18 protein-coding genes, 1 tRNA gene and 1 riboswitch are annotated in these 16,336 nt (G+C 66.0%); of the genes, 8 read left to right on the top strand and 11 right to left on the bottom strand.

The features are described from left to right. Positions 1 to 360: 360 nt before the first annotated feature. Positions 361 to 753 carry a Co2+/Mg2+ efflux protein ApaG gene (apaG, locus tag RPC_RS24665; protein WP_041802253.1) on the bottom strand — a complete coding sequence of 131 codons (393 nt, stop codon included), beginning with the start codon at positions 751 to 753 and terminating at the stop codon, positions 361 to 363. 281 nt (positions 754 to 1,034) lie between these two features. Between apaG and RPC_RS24660 the strand changes: the two genes are divergently transcribed. The 3 genes from RPC_RS24660 to RPC_RS24650 are packed head-to-tail and all read left to right on the top strand — an operon-like array spanning position 1,035 to position 4,038. Continuing rightward, positions 1,035 to 2,288: an OpgC domain-containing protein gene (locus RPC_RS24660; RefSeq protein ID WP_011475310.1), complete on the top strand. Its 1,254-nt coding sequence runs from the start codon at positions 1,035 to 1,037 to the stop codon at positions 2,286 to 2,288. Next, entirely contained in the window at positions 2,285 to 3,049 is a 765-nt protein-coding gene (locus tag RPC_RS24655; protein WP_011475309.1) for an SGNH/GDSL hydrolase family protein, read from the top strand. The genes RPC_RS24660 and RPC_RS24655 overlap by 4 nt, the downstream gene beginning before the upstream one ends. Next, on the top strand, positions 3,049 to 4,038 hold the full coding sequence (locus RPC_RS24650) for an SGNH/GDSL hydrolase family protein (protein WP_011475308.1): 990 nt from the start codon (positions 3,049 to 3,051) through the stop codon (positions 4,036 to 4,038). Before RPC_RS24655 ends, RPC_RS24650 begins: the two co-directional genes overlap by 1 nt. A 41-nt stretch (positions 4,039 to 4,079) precedes the next feature. Here the strand turns inward: RPC_RS24650 and RPC_RS24645 are convergent, their stop codons facing one another. The 3 genes from RPC_RS24645 to dsbD are packed head-to-tail and all read right to left on the bottom strand — an operon-like array spanning position 4,080 to position 7,224. Further along, positions 4,080 to 4,733 carry a L,D-transpeptidase gene (locus RPC_RS24645; RefSeq protein ID WP_041803292.1) on the bottom strand — a complete coding sequence of 218 codons (654 nt, stop codon included), beginning with the start codon at positions 4,731 to 4,733 and terminating at the stop codon, positions 4,080 to 4,082. A 23-nt stretch (positions 4,734 to 4,756) separates the two neighbouring features. After that, complete coding sequence (locus RPC_RS24640; protein ID WP_011475306.1) at positions 4,757 to 5,389, bottom strand: DsbA family protein; 633 nt, start codon at positions 5,387 to 5,389, stop codon at positions 4,757 to 4,759. Between the two features lie 26 nt (positions 5,390 to 5,415). After that, positions 5,416 to 7,224, bottom strand: coding sequence for a protein-disulfide reductase DsbD (gene dsbD, locus RPC_RS24635; RefSeq protein WP_011475305.1), 1,809 nt, complete (start codon positions 7,222 to 7,224; stop codon positions 5,416 to 5,418). A 100-nt stretch (positions 7,225 to 7,324) separates the two neighbouring features. Here dsbD and RPC_RS24630 point away from each other — a divergent pair, with 100 nt between their 5' ends. Together RPC_RS24630 and RPC_RS24625 are read left to right on the top strand one after the other, a co-directional pair. After that, a complete protein-coding gene (locus RPC_RS24630) occupies positions 7,325 to 7,984 on the top strand; it encodes a response regulator (protein WP_011475304.1) in 660 nt (219 codons plus the stop codon). After that, positions 7,981 to 9,318, top strand: a complete 1,338-nt coding sequence (locus RPC_RS24625; protein ID WP_011475303.1) for a sensor histidine kinase — start codon at positions 7,981 to 7,983, stop codon at positions 9,316 to 9,318. Before RPC_RS24630 ends, RPC_RS24625 begins: the two co-directional genes overlap by 4 nt. Before the next feature lie 47 nt (positions 9,319 to 9,365). Here RPC_RS24625 and RPC_RS24620 read toward each other — a convergent pair whose 3' ends face one another. Next, a complete protein-coding gene (locus tag RPC_RS24620) occupies positions 9,366 to 10,571 on the bottom strand; it encodes an O-succinylhomoserine sulfhydrylase (RefSeq protein WP_011475302.1) in 1,206 nt (401 codons plus the stop codon). Between the two features lie 68 nt (positions 10,572 to 10,639). After that, positions 10,640 to 10,719: riboswitch (SAM riboswitch) on the bottom strand. 110 nt (positions 10,720 to 10,829) lie between these two features. On the opposite strand from RPC_RS24620, the gene RPC_RS24615 reads away from it, so the two are divergent. Continuing rightward, on the top strand, positions 10,830 to 11,936 hold the full coding sequence (locus RPC_RS24615; RefSeq protein WP_041803290.1) for a 2'-deoxycytidine 5'-triphosphate deaminase: 1,107 nt from the start codon (positions 10,830 to 10,832) through the stop codon (positions 11,934 to 11,936). A 145-nt stretch (positions 11,937 to 12,081) separates the two neighbouring features. Here the strand turns inward: RPC_RS24615 and RPC_RS25215 are convergent, their stop codons facing one another. From RPC_RS25215 to RPC_RS24585, 6 genes are all read right to left on the bottom strand, one after another. Further along, positions 12,082 to 12,498, bottom strand: coding sequence for a HEPN domain-containing protein (locus RPC_RS25215; RefSeq protein ID WP_011475300.1), 417 nt, complete (start codon positions 12,496 to 12,498; stop codon positions 12,082 to 12,084). After that, complete coding sequence (locus RPC_RS24605; RefSeq protein ID WP_011475299.1) at positions 12,495 to 12,851, bottom strand: nucleotidyltransferase domain-containing protein; 357 nt, start codon at positions 12,849 to 12,851, stop codon at positions 12,495 to 12,497. Before RPC_RS24605 ends, RPC_RS25215 begins: the two co-directional genes overlap by 4 nt. Before the next feature lie 45 nt (positions 12,852 to 12,896). Then, entirely contained in the window at positions 12,897 to 13,313 is a 417-nt protein-coding gene (locus RPC_RS24600; RefSeq protein ID WP_041802252.1) for a DUF5615 family PIN-like protein, read from the bottom strand. Further along, on the bottom strand, positions 13,310 to 13,573 hold the full coding sequence (locus RPC_RS24595) for a DUF433 domain-containing protein (protein WP_049766164.1): 264 nt from the start codon (positions 13,571 to 13,573) through the stop codon (positions 13,310 to 13,312). Before RPC_RS24595 ends, RPC_RS24600 begins: the two co-directional genes overlap by 4 nt. Before the next feature lie 85 nt (positions 13,574 to 13,658). Continuing rightward, complete coding sequence (locus RPC_RS24590; RefSeq protein WP_011475297.1) at positions 13,659 to 15,002, bottom strand: PQQ-dependent sugar dehydrogenase; 1,344 nt, start codon at positions 15,000 to 15,002, stop codon at positions 13,659 to 13,661. A 127-nt stretch (positions 15,003 to 15,129) separates the two neighbouring features. Beyond that, positions 15,130 to 15,705 (bottom strand): methylated-DNA--[protein]-cysteine S-methyltransferase, encoded by a 576-nt coding sequence (locus RPC_RS24585; protein WP_011475296.1) that lies wholly within the window; start codon positions 15,703 to 15,705, stop codon positions 15,130 to 15,132. Between the two features lie 155 nt (positions 15,706 to 15,860). On the opposite strand from RPC_RS24585, the gene RPC_RS24580 reads away from it, so the two are divergent. Together RPC_RS24580 and RPC_RS24575 are read left to right on the top strand one after the other, a co-directional pair. Beyond that, complete coding sequence (locus RPC_RS24580) at positions 15,861 to 16,097, top strand: hypothetical protein (RefSeq protein ID WP_041802251.1); 237 nt, start codon at positions 15,861 to 15,863, stop codon at positions 16,095 to 16,097. Positions 16,098 to 16,238: 141 nt separating this feature from the next. Further along, a tRNA-Gly gene (locus RPC_RS24575) sits at positions 16,239 to 16,312 on the top strand. Positions 16,313 to 16,336: the final 24 nt, after the last annotated feature.

Genomic DNA, 16,336 nt, shown 5'->3' with positions numbered 1-16,336 from the left:
CCGGGGCCGTTCCAAGCGAAGCGCGACATCTAATCCACCGCCACATCCGTAACGGTCCCGGCTCACGGCGCGGCGCAGAGCGCCGCTCCGCGTCCGGGACACGGCGTCAAATGAGCATTTGCGGCTTTCCTGCCATGTTGCTCTGCGCTTCCCAAATATCTGGCGTCATTCCGGGGCACGAGCGGCGTGAGCCGCGCGTGAACCCGGAATCTTGCTGCGGGTGCAAGCGTCGGGCCTGGTGCGAGATTCCGGGTTCGCTCGGCCTGCGGCCTCGCGCCCCGGAATGACGGCAGCGAGGAACGTGCTCTGGATCGGCGTAGCAGCACTTCGTGCTGCAGCCACGTCCCGGATACGATGCCCCTAATTCAACGTCCGTTTGGCTTCCGGGCTGTCCAGCGAGAACGCCGGCACGTCGATCTCGAACGGCTCGCCGCTGGCGGTGACCATCTGGTAGCGCCCGGCCATGAAGCCCGAAGCGGTCGGCAGCGGCACGCCTGAGGTGTATTCGAAGCGCTGTCCCGGCTCCAGCACCGGCTGTTCGCCGACCACGCCTTCGCCGCGGACTTCCTGCTTGCGGCCGGATGCATCGGTGATGATCCAGTGGCGGGTCCGCAACTGTACGGTTTCGTCGCCGGAATTGATGATGACGATGGTGTAGGACCAGAAAAATTGCCGGTTTTCCGCCGATGAGCGTTCCGGCAGGAAGTTCGGCTCGACGGTCACCTCGATCCGGCGGGTTACGGCACGGTACATGCGAGTGTCTTTCCAGTTTTTCGGTATCATACTCAAAAATCGCTCTCGGAACCAGTTCTTGCGGTCACGGCGCCGGGATCGCCGTTTCAACACAGTTCCTTGGTAACGATCGCAAACCCAATCGGTCAGCCGGGGTTCGGTTCCGCGACGCAGTGGCGAGGGTCGGCCCCGATCGTGGGCGAAGATCTTGCAATTCGCGCGCCGACCCGTGCATTTCTCACCCGCTACGCGCGATGGCTCAGTCGCGCTGATCCGCGACCCTGACTTGCCAACGGTGCCCCATGACGTCCGTCGCTGAATCCACTGCCGGAGCGTCCTACGGCACTGACGCTGCGGCGCCGGTCCCAACGCCGCCGGCAAAGCCGCCGGCGGCCAAACCGGCGCCCGCGACGCCTAAACGCGAACTGCGGCTCGATCTGTTTCGCGGCCTGGCGCTGTGGTTGATCTTCATCGATCACCTGCCGCCCAACATCCTGACCTGGCTGACCATCCGCAATTACGGCTTCAGCGACGCCACCGAGATTTTCATTTTCATCTCCGGCTACACCGCAGCCTTTGTCTATGGCCGCGCCATGCTCGAACAGGGCTTCGTGGTCGCCGCGGCGCGGATCCTGAAGCGGGTCTGGCAGATCTATGTCGCCCACGTGTTTCTGTTCACGATCTTTCTGGCGGAGATTTCCTACGTCGCGACCTCGTTCGAAAGCCCGTTGTATTCCGAGGAAATGGGCATCCTGGACTTTCTCAAGCAGCCCGACGTCACCATCGTGCAGGCGCTGCTGCTGCGGTTTCGGCCGGTCAATATGGACGTGCTGCCGCTTTACATCGTGCTGATGTTCTTCCTGCCGCCGATCCTGTGGCTGATGCAGCGCAAGCCCGATCTGGCGCTGACGCTGTCGGTGGCGCTGTACGCGGCGACCTGGGAGTTCGATCTCTATCTCAGCGCCTATCCCAGCGGGGTGTGGGCCTTCAATCCGTTCGCCTGGCAACTGTTGTTCGTATTCGGGGCATGGTGCGCGCTCGGCGGCGCGCAGCGGATGGCGCGCATCCTGTCTTCCAACATCACCCTGGCGATTTCGATTGCCTATCTACTTGCGGCATTTTTTGTCACGTTGACCTGGTATGTGCCGCAACTGCATCCTCTGATGCCCCGGCTCATCGAACAGTGGATGTATCCGATCAATAAGACCGACCTCGACGTGCTGCGTTTTGCGCATTTTCTGGCGCTGGCTGCGATCACCGTGCGGTTTCTGCATCGCGATTGGCCCGGCCTGAAATCGCCGTGGCTGCGGCCGGTGATCCTGTGCGGCCAGCATTCGCTGGAGATCTTCTGCCTCGGCATCTTCCTGGCGTTCGCCGGCTATTTCGTCCTGGCCGAGATCGCCGGCGGCGCCTTGATGCATTTCCTGGTCAGCGTCTCCGGCGTGGTGCTGATGTCGGCCGCGGCCTGGCTGTTTTCATGGTACAAGCGGGTCGCAGCCAAGGCCGGACCGCGCGCGGCAAGCAACGACGCCGATCTGGCGGGAGGGGCAGCATGAAAGCCACATCGGCGGCCAGACTTGGGCTGATGTTGCTCGCCGTGCTGGCGTCGGGCTTGGCATTCGCCGAGGACCAGCCCGGGAACTGCAATGTGCCGGCCTACCTGCTGGCCAGCGACAGCACGCTGCCAAAGGTCGCGGAGGCCTTGAAAGCCGGCCGACCGTTGGACATCTTGGTGGTGGGCAGCCGGTCCTCGACCATCATGACGGCGGACGCCACCGCCTATCCGTGGCGGCTGCAGAGCGCGCTGCAGGAGAAGCTGCCGGCGGCGACCATCCACGTGTCGGTCGAACTGAAGGTCAAGAAGACCGCCGAGGAGGCGGTGGCGGGCTTTGCCAAGATGCTCGAAGAGCGCAAGCCGGTGTTGGTGATCTGGCAGACCGGAACCTTCGACGCCACGCGCTCGGTGGACCCGGAGGAATTTCGCGAGGCCGTCGACGAAGGCGTCGAAGCGATGCAAAAGGCCGGCGCCGACGTGATTTTAATGAATCTGCAGTACAGTCCGCGCACCGAGACGATGATCTCCTCGGCGCCCTATTTGGACAACATGCGGGTGGTCGCCCAGAAGCACGAGATTCCGCTGTTCGACCGTTTCGCGATCATGCGGGAATGGAGCGAAAAGGGCGAGTTCGATCTGTTCAGCCCCTCGCCGGGGATTGATTTGGCCAAGCGCGTGCACGACTGCGTCGGTCGCGCGTTGGCGGATTTGGTGATCGATGCGGCCCGGATCAATCCGGTCGAATTGAGGATACAGCGTTAATGTTGCGTGATGGTGTGAAGCAGGCGAGCACAGTGACCGCGGTCGTCGCGGCACTGCTGCTGATGGTGGCGCCGCAGGCCCGCGCCCAGGTGGCCCATGCGGCGACGCCGCCGGATCATCCGGCGATCTCCGCCGCCGCGGAGCCGCAGGGCCCGCAGCTGCAGGTGCAAGACAAGGCTCAGGATCGCTTTCCCGACAAGGGACTCGCCGGCACGGCGATCGACCGCGTGAAGGACGCCGCCAAACAGGCCGGCGATATCTTGACCCGGGTGCCGTGCCTGCCACCGAAGGGCGGGCTGAAGCCGATGGGTTCGCTGCCGCACGTCGCCAGCAAACTGATCTCCGGGGCGCCGGTGGTGATCGTGGCGTTCGGGTCGTCCTCGACCCAGGGCTACGGCTCGACTTCGCCGGCCTTCAACTATCCGAACCGGCTGGCGGCGCAGTTGCACCGGCGCTACCCGACCGCCGACATCTCGGTGATCAACCGTGGCCAGGGCGGCGAAGACGCGCCCGAGATGATGGCGCGGCTGAAGAGTTCGGTGCTGGATCTGAAGCCCGATCTGGTGATCTGGCAGGTCGGCACCAACGCCATCCTGCGCAATCTCGATCCGGCGGAAACCGCCAAGCTGGTCGAGGACGGCATCTCCACGATCCAGGCCGCCGGCGCCGATCTGGTGCTGGTCGATCCGCAATACGCCCCGCGCGTCACCGAGAAGGCCGAGAAGGCCAGCCGCATGGTGCAGTTGCTCGGTCGGGTCGCGGAATTGCGCAAGGTCGGCTTCTTCCCGCGCTTCGAAGTGATGCGGCAGTGGCACGAGAACCAGGCGATCCCGTTCGACAGCTTCGTGATCGCCGACGGACTGCACATGAACGATTGGGGCTATGCCTGTTTCGCGCAATTGCTCGGCGACGACATCATCCGCTCGGTCGGCCAGATCAAGCTCGGCGTCAACGTCCCGGCCGACGTGCGCGCCTATCGGCCGATGTGAGACGAGACCGAGCATCCCGATCCGCTCGAATCGGAGCAGCGCTAGCGGACGACGACCTTGGCGCCTGTCGGGACGCGTGAATAGAGGTCGACGATATCCTGGTTCAGCATCCGGATGCAGCCTGACGACACCGCCTTGCCGATCGTTTCGGGTTCGGTGGTGCCGTGGATCCGGTACAGCGTGTCCTTGCCGTCCTTGAACAGATACAGCGCCCGCGGGCCGAGCGGATTGGCGCCGCCGCCGTCCATGCCTTTGGCCCATTTGCCGTAGCGCTGCGGTTCGCGTGCGATCATGCTCTTCGTCGGGGTCCAATGCGGCCACACGGCCTTGCGTCCGACATGGGCGGTGCCGCTGAACTCCAGCCCGGCCTTGCCGACGCCGACGCCGTAGCGCAACGCCTTGCCGCGCTCCATCACGAGGTAGAGAAAGCGACCGTGCGGATCGACCACGACGGTCCCGGGCGGCTCGTCGGTCTTGTAGTCGACCAATTGCCGCACATAGGCCGGCTGCAGCTCGTCCGGATCGATGCCGGCGATCGGGTATTTGTCGTTGTCGATCGCCGCATAGCGCGCCGCGACCGCGGGACCCACCGTGCTCCTCGCCGGGCCGAGATTCAGTTCGGCATCGGACCGGGTGACGCAGCCGCCGAGCGTGACGGCGATAGCGGCGAGGGCGAACAACGACCGGATGGACATCGACGGGGCAACGGTCACACCGGTCACTTCGCGAGCGGGCGGGCGCGGGCCTGATCGACCACTTTCTTGAACGCGGCGGCGTCGAGCGCGGCGGCGACCTTGTACGGCCCGATCAGATACACCGGCGTTCCCTGCAGTCCCATCGCGTCGGCCTGCGACAGCGTGCGGCGCAGCAGCGCGGTGATCGCGTCGCCGTGGGCGCCGAGATCGCTCTGCAGCCGCGTCATGTCGACGCTCGCGGCGGCGACGGCGTCGCGCATCTGGTCCTTGGAGATCCCGCGCCCGGGGATCGCCATCAGCGCGTCGTGCGCCGCCTGATATTTGCCCTGATACTTCGCGCCCAGCGCCATCTGAGCGCCGTACACCGACGCCTCGGTCAGGATCGGCCAGTCCTTGTAGACCAGCCGAATCTTGCCGTCGTCGCGCACCACCTGTTCGAGGTCGGGCTCCGCCTTCTTGCAGAACGGGCAGTTGTAGTCGAAATACGTCACGATGGTGAGACTGCCCTTGGGATTGCCGGTCTCCGGCGCGTCCGGGTCGTTCAGGATCGCCTTGACGTCGATGCCTTCGGCCCAGGCCGCGGGCGCGCTGAAGACTTTCGACAGCGGCACGGCTGCGAGCGCGCCGAGGATCAGCAGGGATTGTCTGCGGTTCATGGAAGACTCCTGTTGGAAGATGGTGGTCAGGACGAGGCGCCGATGCGCTGCAAGGTCTGGACGAAGCTGTCGGCGGGCACTTCGCCGACGGTGCGGGCGGATGTGATTTCGTGGCCGTCATGCTGATCGAGAAACACCACGGTCGGCGGTCCGACGACGTCGAAGCGCTTCATCAGCGCCGCGGTCTCCGCGTTGCTCCGGGTGACGTCGGCGCGGATCAGCGTGACGTCGTTCAACCGCCGCCGGACCGTGGGATCGCCGAACACGTCGCGCTCCATGGTCTTGCACGAGGTGCACCAGTCGGCAGAGAAGTCGATCATGATCGGCTTGCCGCGCGCGCGGCCGTCGACGATCGCCTGATCGAGCGCGGGTATCGACGTCACAGTACGGGCGAAGATCGCCGTCGCCGCAGGCTGGTCGGCGCCGAACACCGCGAGCGGACGCAGCGGATCCTCGCTGCCGCCGACGGCGCCGATGATCAGCGTCGCGCCATAGACGAACACGGCGAGACCAGCGGCCTTGCCGAAGCGTCTCACCGCGCCGCCGGACCGATCGAGCCGATCGAACGCGCCGAGAAACGCGGCGAGGCCGATGGCAAGGCCGGACCACAGCAGCAACGCCACCGCCCCCGGCAGCACCCGCGAGATCAACGCGACCGCGAGACCGAGAAAGGCGAAGCCGAACAGTTTGCGGATCGTCACCAGCCAGGGGCCGGAGCGCGGCAACACCCCCGCGCCGAACAGGCCGACCAGGATCAGCGGGAATCCCATGCCGAGCCCGAGCGCGAACAGCGCCGCCGCGCCGCGTAGCGTATCACCGGTCTGCGCGACGTAGAGCAGCGCTGCGGCGAGCGGTGGCGTCACGCAGGGCCCGACGATCAGCGCCGAGGTGAAGCCGAGCGCGGCGGCGCCCAGTAACGGCCCGGCGCGGCCATGCAGGCGACCGGCGAGATTGTCGCCGAACCGGGCCGGGAGTTGCAGCTCGAACAGGCCGAAGCTCGACAGCGCCAGCGCGACATAGATCGACGCCATCACCGCGAGCGCCAGCGGCGCCTGCAATGCGCTCTGCAGATTCTGTCCCGACCACGCCGCCGCCACGCCGAGGGCGGCGTACGCGCTGGCCATTGCCAGGGTGTAGATCGCTGCCAGCGCGAAGCCGCGCACCGGCGAAAGGTCAGGGCCGGATCGCGTCAGCATGCCGGCGACGATCGGCACCATCGGCAGCACGCAGGGCGTGAACGCCAGCAGCAGTCCGAATCCGGCGAACGCCAGCAGCAGCGGCAGCCAGCCTTGCGTCATCGACGGCAGCACCGAAGCGGGCATGGACGCCGACGTCGCTGCCGGCTCGGCGAGTTCCGGCAGCGCCGGCACGTCGGAGGGCCAGGCCGGGTCCGCGCTCGGCGCCGCTCCGCCGGCGATCGATACCTGATAGGTGCCGAGATCCACGCGCGCCGTCACCGGCGGATAGCAGATGCCGCGCTCGGCGCAGCCCTGATAGCTCACCGTTAGCCGACTCGCGCCCTTCACGGCATCGGCGGGGATCGTCGCGGTCAGGCTGTGGTGATAGACCTCGGTTATGCCGAAATTGGGATCGTCCTTGACCTCGCCGGCCGGCGTCTGCAGCGCGACGCGCCCGCCCTCGGCGGTGGTGACGGCGATCTTGTCGCGATAGAGATAATCGCCCGCGGCGATGCGCCAGGTCAGTTCGACGCCGTCGGCTCCGTGCTGGGCGTTGAGCTGGAACGGTGCGGTCCTGGCCGGACCGGCGTGCACTGTGGCGCCTCCCGCTACGATCGCGACGAGCAGGATGAGCATGCGGAAGAGTCGGACTGCCATGGTTCCCCGGGGCCTGGATGGAATGGCGGCAGTGTCGTCGCCGAGCTTAAGCCAGCCTTAAGGCTCGCAGCCGAGCGGTGCGCGTGGAGAACAGCTTGCGATGAGAATCCTGGTGGTCGAAGACGATGCGATGATCGCGGACGGCATTCGCGCCGGCTTGACGCTGGCCGGTGCCAGCATCGATTGCGTCGCGACCTGCGAGGATGCGGCGGCCGCGCTAGCCGCGAACAACTTCTCGGCCATCGTGCTCGACATCATGTTGCCCGACGGCAGCGGCATCGATCTGCTGCGCAAGCTGCGCGCCGGCGGCGACACCACGCCGGTGCTGCTGCTGACCGCGCTCGACGAGGTCGGCGACCGGATCTCGGGGCTCGATTCGGGCGCCGACGATTATCTCGGTAAGCCGTTCGATCTCGACGAACTCGGTGCCCGGTTGCGCGCGATCATCCGCCGCCGCGATGGCCGCGCCGCGACCTGCCTCGAACACGGCGCGATCCGGCTGTTTCCCGCCGACAACAATGCGACGCTGGACGGCGCGCCGGTGCCGCTTTCGCGCCGCGAATTCGCGGTACTGCATGCGCTGATGGAGCGGCCCGGGGTGCTGCGCTCGCGCAGCGAACTCGAAGAGCGTTTGTATGGTTGGGGCGACGAGGTCGAAAGCAACGCCGTCGAAGTCCACGTCCACAACCTCCGCGCCAAGCTCGGACGCGCCGCGATCGAGACCGTCCGCGGCATCGGCTATCGGATGAGACCGCTATGATCGGATCGCTGCGCCTTCGCCTGTTCCTGGTGCTGTTCGGCGCCACCGGAGTCGTCTGGATCGCCGCGGTGACGTGGATCTATACGAGCAGCCAGCGCGAACTCGAACACGTGCTGGATGCGCGGCTGCAGGAGGCCGCGCGCATGGTGGTGTCGCTGGTCGGCAGCATGGAAGGCGGCGCGCCGGAGACGTTGCCCGAGCTTCCGGCGACGGCCGCCGTGCCGAGTCACTACGAGCGACAGCTCTCCTGCCAGGTGTGGTCGGTGCAGGGCCGGCTGATCGCGCGGTCGAGCGGCGCGCCGGAGCAGAGTCTGAGCGATCAGCACGCCGGGTTTTCCGAGCGGCAGATCGATGGCGAAACCTGGCGGGTCTATGCGGCGGAAGACGACGCCAAGGGCTTTCGCGTGCTGGTCGGCGATCGGCTCGGGCTGCGCGATCGCCTGGTTACCGATCTGATCAAGGGGCTGCTGTGGCCGGCGCTGCTGATCGCGCCGCTGCTCGGCGTGCTGATCTGGATCAGCGTCGGGCGCGGCTTGCGGCCGCTGCGGGTGATCACGTCCGATCTGGTCGGCCGCGACGCCGACGACATGCGCCCGGTGGACGCCAGCCGGACGCCCTCGGAAGTGCAGCCGCTCGCCAATGCTTTGAATGCGTTGTTCGAAAAGGTCACGGTCGCACGCCGACATGAGCGCGAGTTCACCGCCTTCGCGGCGCACGAACTGCGCAGCCCACTGACGGGGTTGAAGACGCAGGCGCAGGTCGCGCTGGCGGCGAACGATCCGGCGGTGTCGCAGGTGGCGCTGCAGCAGATCCTGCTTGCGGTCGATCGCGCCACCCGTCTGGTCCGGCAATTGCTGACGCTGGCGCGGCTCGACGCCCGCGCCGAAATCGATGAGTCGGAGCGCATCGCGATCCGCGGTCTGATCGACGACGTCGTCAGGGTGACGCCGCGGCCCGACAACGTCGCCGTCGCCATCGACGACGACCTGATCAATGCGACCTGGCGCGGCAACCGCGAATATCTCGAAATCGCGATCCGCAATCTGCACGAGAACGCGGTCCAGCACATGCTGGGCGCCGGCGAGGTCCATTGGCGGATCGGCGAGTCGGATCGCTCGATCATTGTCGAAGACACCGGTCCGGGCGTCGCCGACGGCGAGTTGGCGAAGATTGGCCAGCGCTTCTTTCGCGGCCGCAACAAATCGGCGATCGGCAGCGGGCTTGGCCTTGCGATCGTCTCGCTGGCGCTGGAGCGCACCGGCGCCGACCTCGCGATCGGCAACCGCCCGGATCGCCGGGGCTTCCGCGCCGCGATCACGCTTCGATCGCGATGAGCGCGGCGCCCGAGGCCGGTGTCTTGAGATCGAGCCTGGGAGGTTCGCTACACCTGCTGTAGCGCGGCCAAAAGATCCTCGATCAGATCGTCCTTGTGTTCGAGCCCGGCGGAGTAGCGGATGAAGCCCTCGCTGATGCCGAGATCGGCGCGGACTTCCGGCTTCAGCCGCTGGTGCGTGGTGGTCGCGGGGTGCGTGACCAGGCTGCGCGCGTCGCCGAGATTGTTGCTGATCAGCGTCAGCTTCAGCGCGTTGAGGAAACGGAACGCGCCTTGCTTGCCGCCCTTGACGTCGAAGCCGACCAGCGTCGAGCCGGCGCGCATCTGCTTCTTCACCGTGACGGCCTGCGGATGGTCGTCGCGGCCGGGATAGATCAGCCGGGTGATCTTCGGATGGCCGGCCAGCGCGTCGGCGACCGCCGCGGCGTTGGTGGTCTGCTTCTCGACCCGGATCGCCAGCGTCTCCAAGCCTTTCAGCAGCACCCAGGCGTTGAACGGCGACAGCGATGGCCCGGTCTGCCGCAGATACATCTGGATGTGCTCTTCGATGAAGGCGTTTGACGCCAGCACCACGCCGCCGAGACAGCGGCCCTGGCCGTCGATGTGCTTGGTCGCCGAATACACCACGACGTCGGCGCCGAGCTCGAGCGGGCTCTGCCACAGCGAGGTCGCGAACACGTTGTCGACTACCAGGCGGGCGCCGCCGGCATGGGCGATCTTGGCGATCTCGCCGATGTCGAGCACGTCGAGCGTCGGATTGGTCGGGCTTTCCAGGAAGAACGTCTTGGTGTTGGGCCGCAGCGCCTTTTGCCATTGATCGAGGTCGAGGCCGTCGACCAGCGTTGATTCGATGCCGTAGCGCGGCAGCAGGTCTTCCACCACGTAGCGGCAGGAGCCGAACATCGCCTTGGAAGCGACCACGTGATCGCCGGCGCGCAGCGGCGCCAACAGCGCCGCGGTCACCGCCGCCATGCCGGTGGCGGTGGCGCGCGCGGCCTCGGCGCCCTCGAATTCCGCCATGCGCTGTTCGAACGCCGACACCGTCGGGTTGGAGAACCGCGAATATTGGAACCCGGGGTCGTCGCCGGTGAAGCGCGCCTCGCATTGCTCGGCGGAGGCGTAGACGAAGCCCTGGGTGAGAAACAGCGCGTCGGAGGTCTCGCCATATTGCGAGCGCAGCGTGCCGGAATGCACCAGCCTCGTCTCGCGGCGATAGGCGGAGGTGGATGGTGCGGTGGTCTTGGTCTCGGACATGTGGTCTCCCTCGTGACCGCATCACGCGGGCACAAAAAAACCGGCCTGGAAAAATTCCACAGGCCGGGATCACACTGTCCCCGGCCTGTTTAGCGATTTATTTAACGTGGCTGCAAGCCGGCCGGCTCAAATCACCACGGGATAAGTCCTGCTCTTAATCCTGAGCGCTCTTTCCGTCAAGCCGGGCATCGGATAACCGATAAAAGCGCGTGATTTAAGCGCCAGGAGGGCATGGCTGCCATCCGAAGGACCGACATTGTGCCATTTTCACTGCCCGCCGACGCCAACGGAATTCTGCCCGACCGCATGATCGCGGCGATGGCCGATGCCGGGCTGATCCTGCCGGACTATCCATTCGTGGAAAGCCAGATCCAGCCGGCCAGCCTCGATCTGCGGCTCGGCGACATCGCCTATCGGGTGCGCGCTTCGTTTCTGCCGGGGCCGGATTCAACCGTCGCCGAGCGGATCGATGAGCTGAAGCTGCACGAGATCGACCTTAGCGATGGCGCGGTGCTGGAGACCAACTGCGTCTACATCGTGCCGCTGCTGGAGAGCCTGGCGCTGCCGAAGAACATCGTCGCCGCCGCCAATCCGAAGAGTTCGACCGGCCGGCTCGACGTGTTCACGCGGGTGATCGCCGACGGCACCCGGCGGTTCGATATGATCGGCGCCGGCTATCACGGCCCGCTCTATGCCGAGATCAGCCCGAAGACGTTTCCGGTGCTGCTGCGTGAGGGCTCGCGGCTGTCGCAGGTCCGGTTCCGCACCGGCGATGCGGTGCTCGACGCCGACGAATTGCAGGCGCTGCACGATGCCGAGCGCTTGGTCGATTGCGACGACGCCGACCTCGTGGGTGGCGTCGCGGTGAGCGTCGATCTGTCCGGCGAGAATTCCAACGGCTTCGTCGGCTACCGCGCCAAGCGCCACACCGGCGTGGTCGATATCGATCGCCGCGGCGGCTATCCGATCGGCGAATTCTGGGAGCCGATCGCGGCCCGCCCCGACGGCGCGCTGATCCTCGATCCCGGCGAGTTCTATATCCTGGCTTCGAAAGAAGCCGTGCAGGTGCCGCCGGACTACGCCGCCGAGATGGTGCCGTTCGATCCTCTGGTCGGCGAATTCCGGGTGCACTACGCCGGCTTCTTCGATCCCGGCTTCGGCTATGAAGGGGCGGGCGGGCTCGGCTCGCGCGCGGTGCTGGAAGTGCGTTCGCGCGAGGTGCCGTTCATCCTCGAGCACGGCCAGATCGTCGGCCGCTTGATCTACGAGAAGATGCTGGCGCGCCCCGCCGCGATGTACGGCCAGCGCATCGGCTCCAACTACCAGGGCCAGAGCCTGAAGCTGAGCAAGCATTTCAAGGCGTAGATCCGGAGACTGGGGACCAAGGTTCGGATCCAAGAACTCGGCGACCAAGCTTGGTCATTCCGGGGCGCGAGGGCGCAAGCCCGAGCGAACCCGGAATCTCGCGCAGGCGCGATCGCAACGAGCGAGTGGCCCGTGACTGGGCGATTTATGACCCAGTATGATCGCCAAAAATGCCGGCGAGCGCGTCGATCGTGTCTTCGACCTGCTGCAAGCGCTGCGTAATTTCTTGCACTGTCAGCTGCGGTTCGGTGGCGGGATCGTCGGACGGATATCGGAAAGCCGTCGCCCAGGGCGTGATCACCGATATCTCCGCGAAAGCCGCCTTTAGCGCATCGTCGCCCGGCAACAGCTCTGCCAGAGCGACGAGATCATGCCCTCTGCCACCGTGACGGGGAAAGGCGATGCCGCGATCGATCAGGCGGGCCTTCGCAGCCTTCTCCGCCGCCTGCTGCACGAAATAGGCCGCCTGTTGCACCGAGGCCGGCGGCAGCAAAAGACGACGCGCTGCCGTGGCGTCGCATTTCGCGAGCTCCAGCCAGCTGATCGGGTCGTTCGAACTCACGGCGCCAAAGCGTCGGCGCGTTGATAGATCACGCGTCCGTCACGGTCGATCTGGTAGCTGATGCTTTGGATGTCGCGTCGTGCGGCTTCGAACGCGCCGCGGCGCAACGCCACGATCTGAATCGGGATGCCGAGGTCAGCCACCTGCTGCCACAGCGTGATCGGCGTGTAGAGGCCGGGGGGAATGCCATCATCGAGAATGACGCAAAGGTCGAAATCGCTGTCTGCTGTGTGATCGCCGCGCGCTCGGCTACCGAACAGAATGACCTTCTCAACCGGCGCCGCGGCCGCAAGCCGCCGCGCGGCTTCGCGCAGCAGTGTGTCAGTGTCAACGATGGCAACGGCAGCGCTCATATCGCGATGATAAACTCCCTCGTGGCGAAAATCACCACCTAGATGCTACGGCCAGATCGGCTTGGCGATATGGCCGATATCGTGATCCTCGGCAGTCCAGTTTCGGAGATGGACGCTGCCGTCCGGCGCGACTTCAATCAGCATGTTGACCAAGTCCGCGTTTCTGGCGACGAACACCTCCAGCACTTTGGCGAACAATCGGATCTGCTCGTCGCGCTTGGTCAGCGGAATCAATACCACCAAGCCATCATGGATCTCCAGCTTGGCATATTGCTTCAGGAAGTCGCGGCGGTTGTTGGTGACGATGACGTAGTTATGAGCGACTGCGAAGCGCGCCAAATTCCAGTCCTGCCAGCCGGCTTTCCCGATATACGTCACGTGGTCGGCGTCGAAGCCGCGCGCCTTTGCGGCGGCGACCAGCGCCACGCTTAAGCATTCGTCGATCAGAAAACGCGCGTTCAACGCACCGCCTGGTTCGGCACGATGGATTTCCAGCCGGGCCCGTAGGTCGCCTCGGCCCATCGGATCACCGCGTCGATGCCATCGACCGGCAGGCTGGGATAGTCTTCGAAAATCTCTTGAGCGCTGTGGCCGCCGCGCAGATAGGCGACGATGGTTTCGGCCGGCACGCGCGTCCCCTTGATCACCGGCTCACCGCTCATGATCGAGGGGTCCCGGGTCACTTCGGCAGTCGTCGGCGGGGTTTGCCGCAACACGCTCATGTCTCGTCTCCGGATGCAGTCGCAGGTGACCGCATCCCGAACTCTACATCAGTCCGGAACGTTCGGGAACGCCCCAACCGCCGGGTTACTTCGCCTCTGCCGCCTTCGGCGCGCTGTCCGGCGTCACCCGCCACACCACATTGCCGACGTCGTCGGCGACCAATAGCGCGCCGCGCTTGTCGATCTTGACCCCGACCGGGCGGCCCTGGGCTTCGTCCTTGTCGTTGAGAAAGCCGGTCAGCACGTCCTGCGGTTTGCCCGCGGGCTTGCCGTCCTTGAACGGCACGAAGATCACCTTGTAACCGGAAAGCGGGTTGCGATTCCACGAGCCGTGCTGGCCGACGAAGGCGCCGCCCTTCATGGCTTCCGGAAACAATTCGCCGGTGTTGAAGGTCAGCCCCAGCGAGGCGGTATGGGCGCCGAGCGCGTAGTCCGGCGCGATCGCCTTGGCCACCAGATCCGGCCGCTGCGGTTCGACCCGCACATCGACGTGCTGGCCGTAGTAACTGTACGGCCAGCCGTAGAAGCCGCCGTCCTGCACCGAGGTCATGTAGTCCGGCACCAGATCGCTGCCGATCTCGTCGCGTTCGTTCACCGTGACCCACAGCGCGCCGCTCTGCGGCTGCCAGGACGGACTGTTCGGATTGCGCAAGCCCGAGGCGAACACTCGCTTTGCGCCGCTGACGCGGTCGATTTCCAGAACCGCGGCACGGTCGGTTTCCGCTTCGATGCCGTTCTCGCCGACGTTGCTGTTGGAGCCGACGGTGGCGTAGAGCTTGGCTCCGTCGGCGCTCGCGGTGATGTCCTTGGTCCAGTGATGATTGATTGGCCCGCCGGGCAGATCGGCGACCTTCACCGCGGCAGCGGTGATCCTGGTGTCGCCGCTGCGATAGGGAAATTTCACCACCGCATCGGCGTTGGCGACATAAAGCTCGTCGCCGACCAGCACCATGCCGAACGGCGACTTTAGTCCCTCGAGAAATGCGCTGCGGGTTTCGGCTGTACCGTCGCCGTCGGCATCGCGCAACAGGGTGATGCGGTTGGCGCTGGGCGTCACCGCGCCGGCGCGTTTCTGGAACAGCCGCTGCGCCCAGGCGCGGATGCCCTTGCCGTCCTCCGGCTTCGGCGGCGCGTTGCTCTCGGCGACCAGCACGTCGCCGTTCGGCAGCACGTAGAGCTGGCGCGGATGGTCGAGCCCGGTGGCGAAGGCGTTCACCGCCATGCCGCTCGCGGGCGTCGGCTTGGCGCCGTCGGACCAGCGGTTGACGGTGGCGATGTTGATGGTGGGGATCAGCGACGACTTCGGCGCCACCAGCGTCGGCGAGGGGCCGAAATCCTCGCCGCCGGTGACGGTGGCCTGCTCATTGCAGGCGGCGAGCGGCAGCGTTAGCGCGGTGAGACAGCCGGCAATGACAGATTGGCGACGCATGAATCATCCTCGGGGTTTCCCGAACAAATGCCGCAATCGCGCGAACGTTCAGCGCAAGGCCGTGAACTTCATGTGACACGATGCAGCAGGGCGGCGCGCGTTAGAACGCCGTGAGTTGGATCGTGCACTAGCCGGTCGAGCGCGGCGGTGCGGACAGCAGAGCGTCGAACAGCGTCGGGCCGCGGCCGGTCAACGCGCCCTCGATCGACAACAGCCGGTAGCGGCTGACCATGCCGCCGCAGCTCGGCGTGCCGCCGGTTTCGCCGCGCGCCGGCAGCGCCCGGTGGCATGGTACCAGCAGCGCGAATGGGTTTTTCGACAGCGCCTGGCCGACCGAATGGATCGCGCCGGAAGCGCCCAGCCGCGTGGCGATCTCGGCGAAGGTCAACGTCTCGCCGCGCGGGATCGTCCGCACCAACTCGTAGACCCGGCGATGAAACGGCGTCGCCTCGGCCATATCGAGCGCAGCGTTCGACAGATCGGCCGGCTCTCCGCGCAGCAGCGCCTTGAGGCCGTCGATCGCGGCTTCGACGTCCGGGTTCGGGCGGCTCTCGCGGGCGTCGGGACAGCGGCGCAACAGCTGCCGCCGGGTTTCGATCTCGCGCGCCTCAGCGAGCTGCACCCCGGCAATGCCGGCAGCGCTCCAGGCGATGGCACATCGCCCGACCACAGTATCGAAAACTGTGTACGCCCGCCCACCCATGGTTGCGACTATAGCAGGGGACCCGCGCTCCGCATCTGGAAAGTTGTCGGAAAAGTGTCTGAAATTTGGACCGCTAAAGGGGGCTCGCTCTGTCATACGATCCCGAGGATGGGGGACGGATGGCTGCAGGATGCCCGTTGTGCTATCTTGTCACCATGACCACCAAGGCGCTTGACGAGCAGATGCAGCGGGCCGCGGCTTGGCCGGAGGCCGCACAGGCGGAGCTGGCCCAAATCGCCCGGGAAATCGATGCCGGGCTGGCGGCAGGCGCGTATCAGCCGACGCCGCAGGAGCTCGAGGGCATCGCCCGCGGATTAGCTGACGCCCGCGCCGGCCGCTTTGCCTCCGACGACGACGTCCGGCAGGTGCTTGAGAAGAATCGTCCGGCATGAAGGTGGTGTCCACCCATTTATCCCGCAGGTCGCCATCCGAAAATTGCCAACGGCGCCAGCTTTGTCTATCGTTGCGCCGCCATCGATGATGCACAGCCGCCACCCGCGAGGGTCTCGCAGGGACGGTAAGTCATTGGTTTTGCGGGCGTAGTTCAATGGTAGAACGGCAGCTTCCCAAGCTGCATACGAGGGTTCGATTCCCTTCGCCCGCTCCAGCCAAGCGGCTCCAGACCGGCCCA

The organism is Rhodopseudomonas palustris BisB18 (genome assembly GCF_000013745.1).
In the GTDB taxonomy this organism is placed as follows: domain Bacteria; phylum Pseudomonadota; class Alphaproteobacteria; order Rhizobiales; family Xanthobacteraceae; genus Rhodopseudomonas_A; species Rhodopseudomonas_A palustris_F.
The sequence above is the reverse complement of the archived record's forward strand: the minus strand, read 5'-3'. Positions and strand labels throughout refer to the sequence as shown.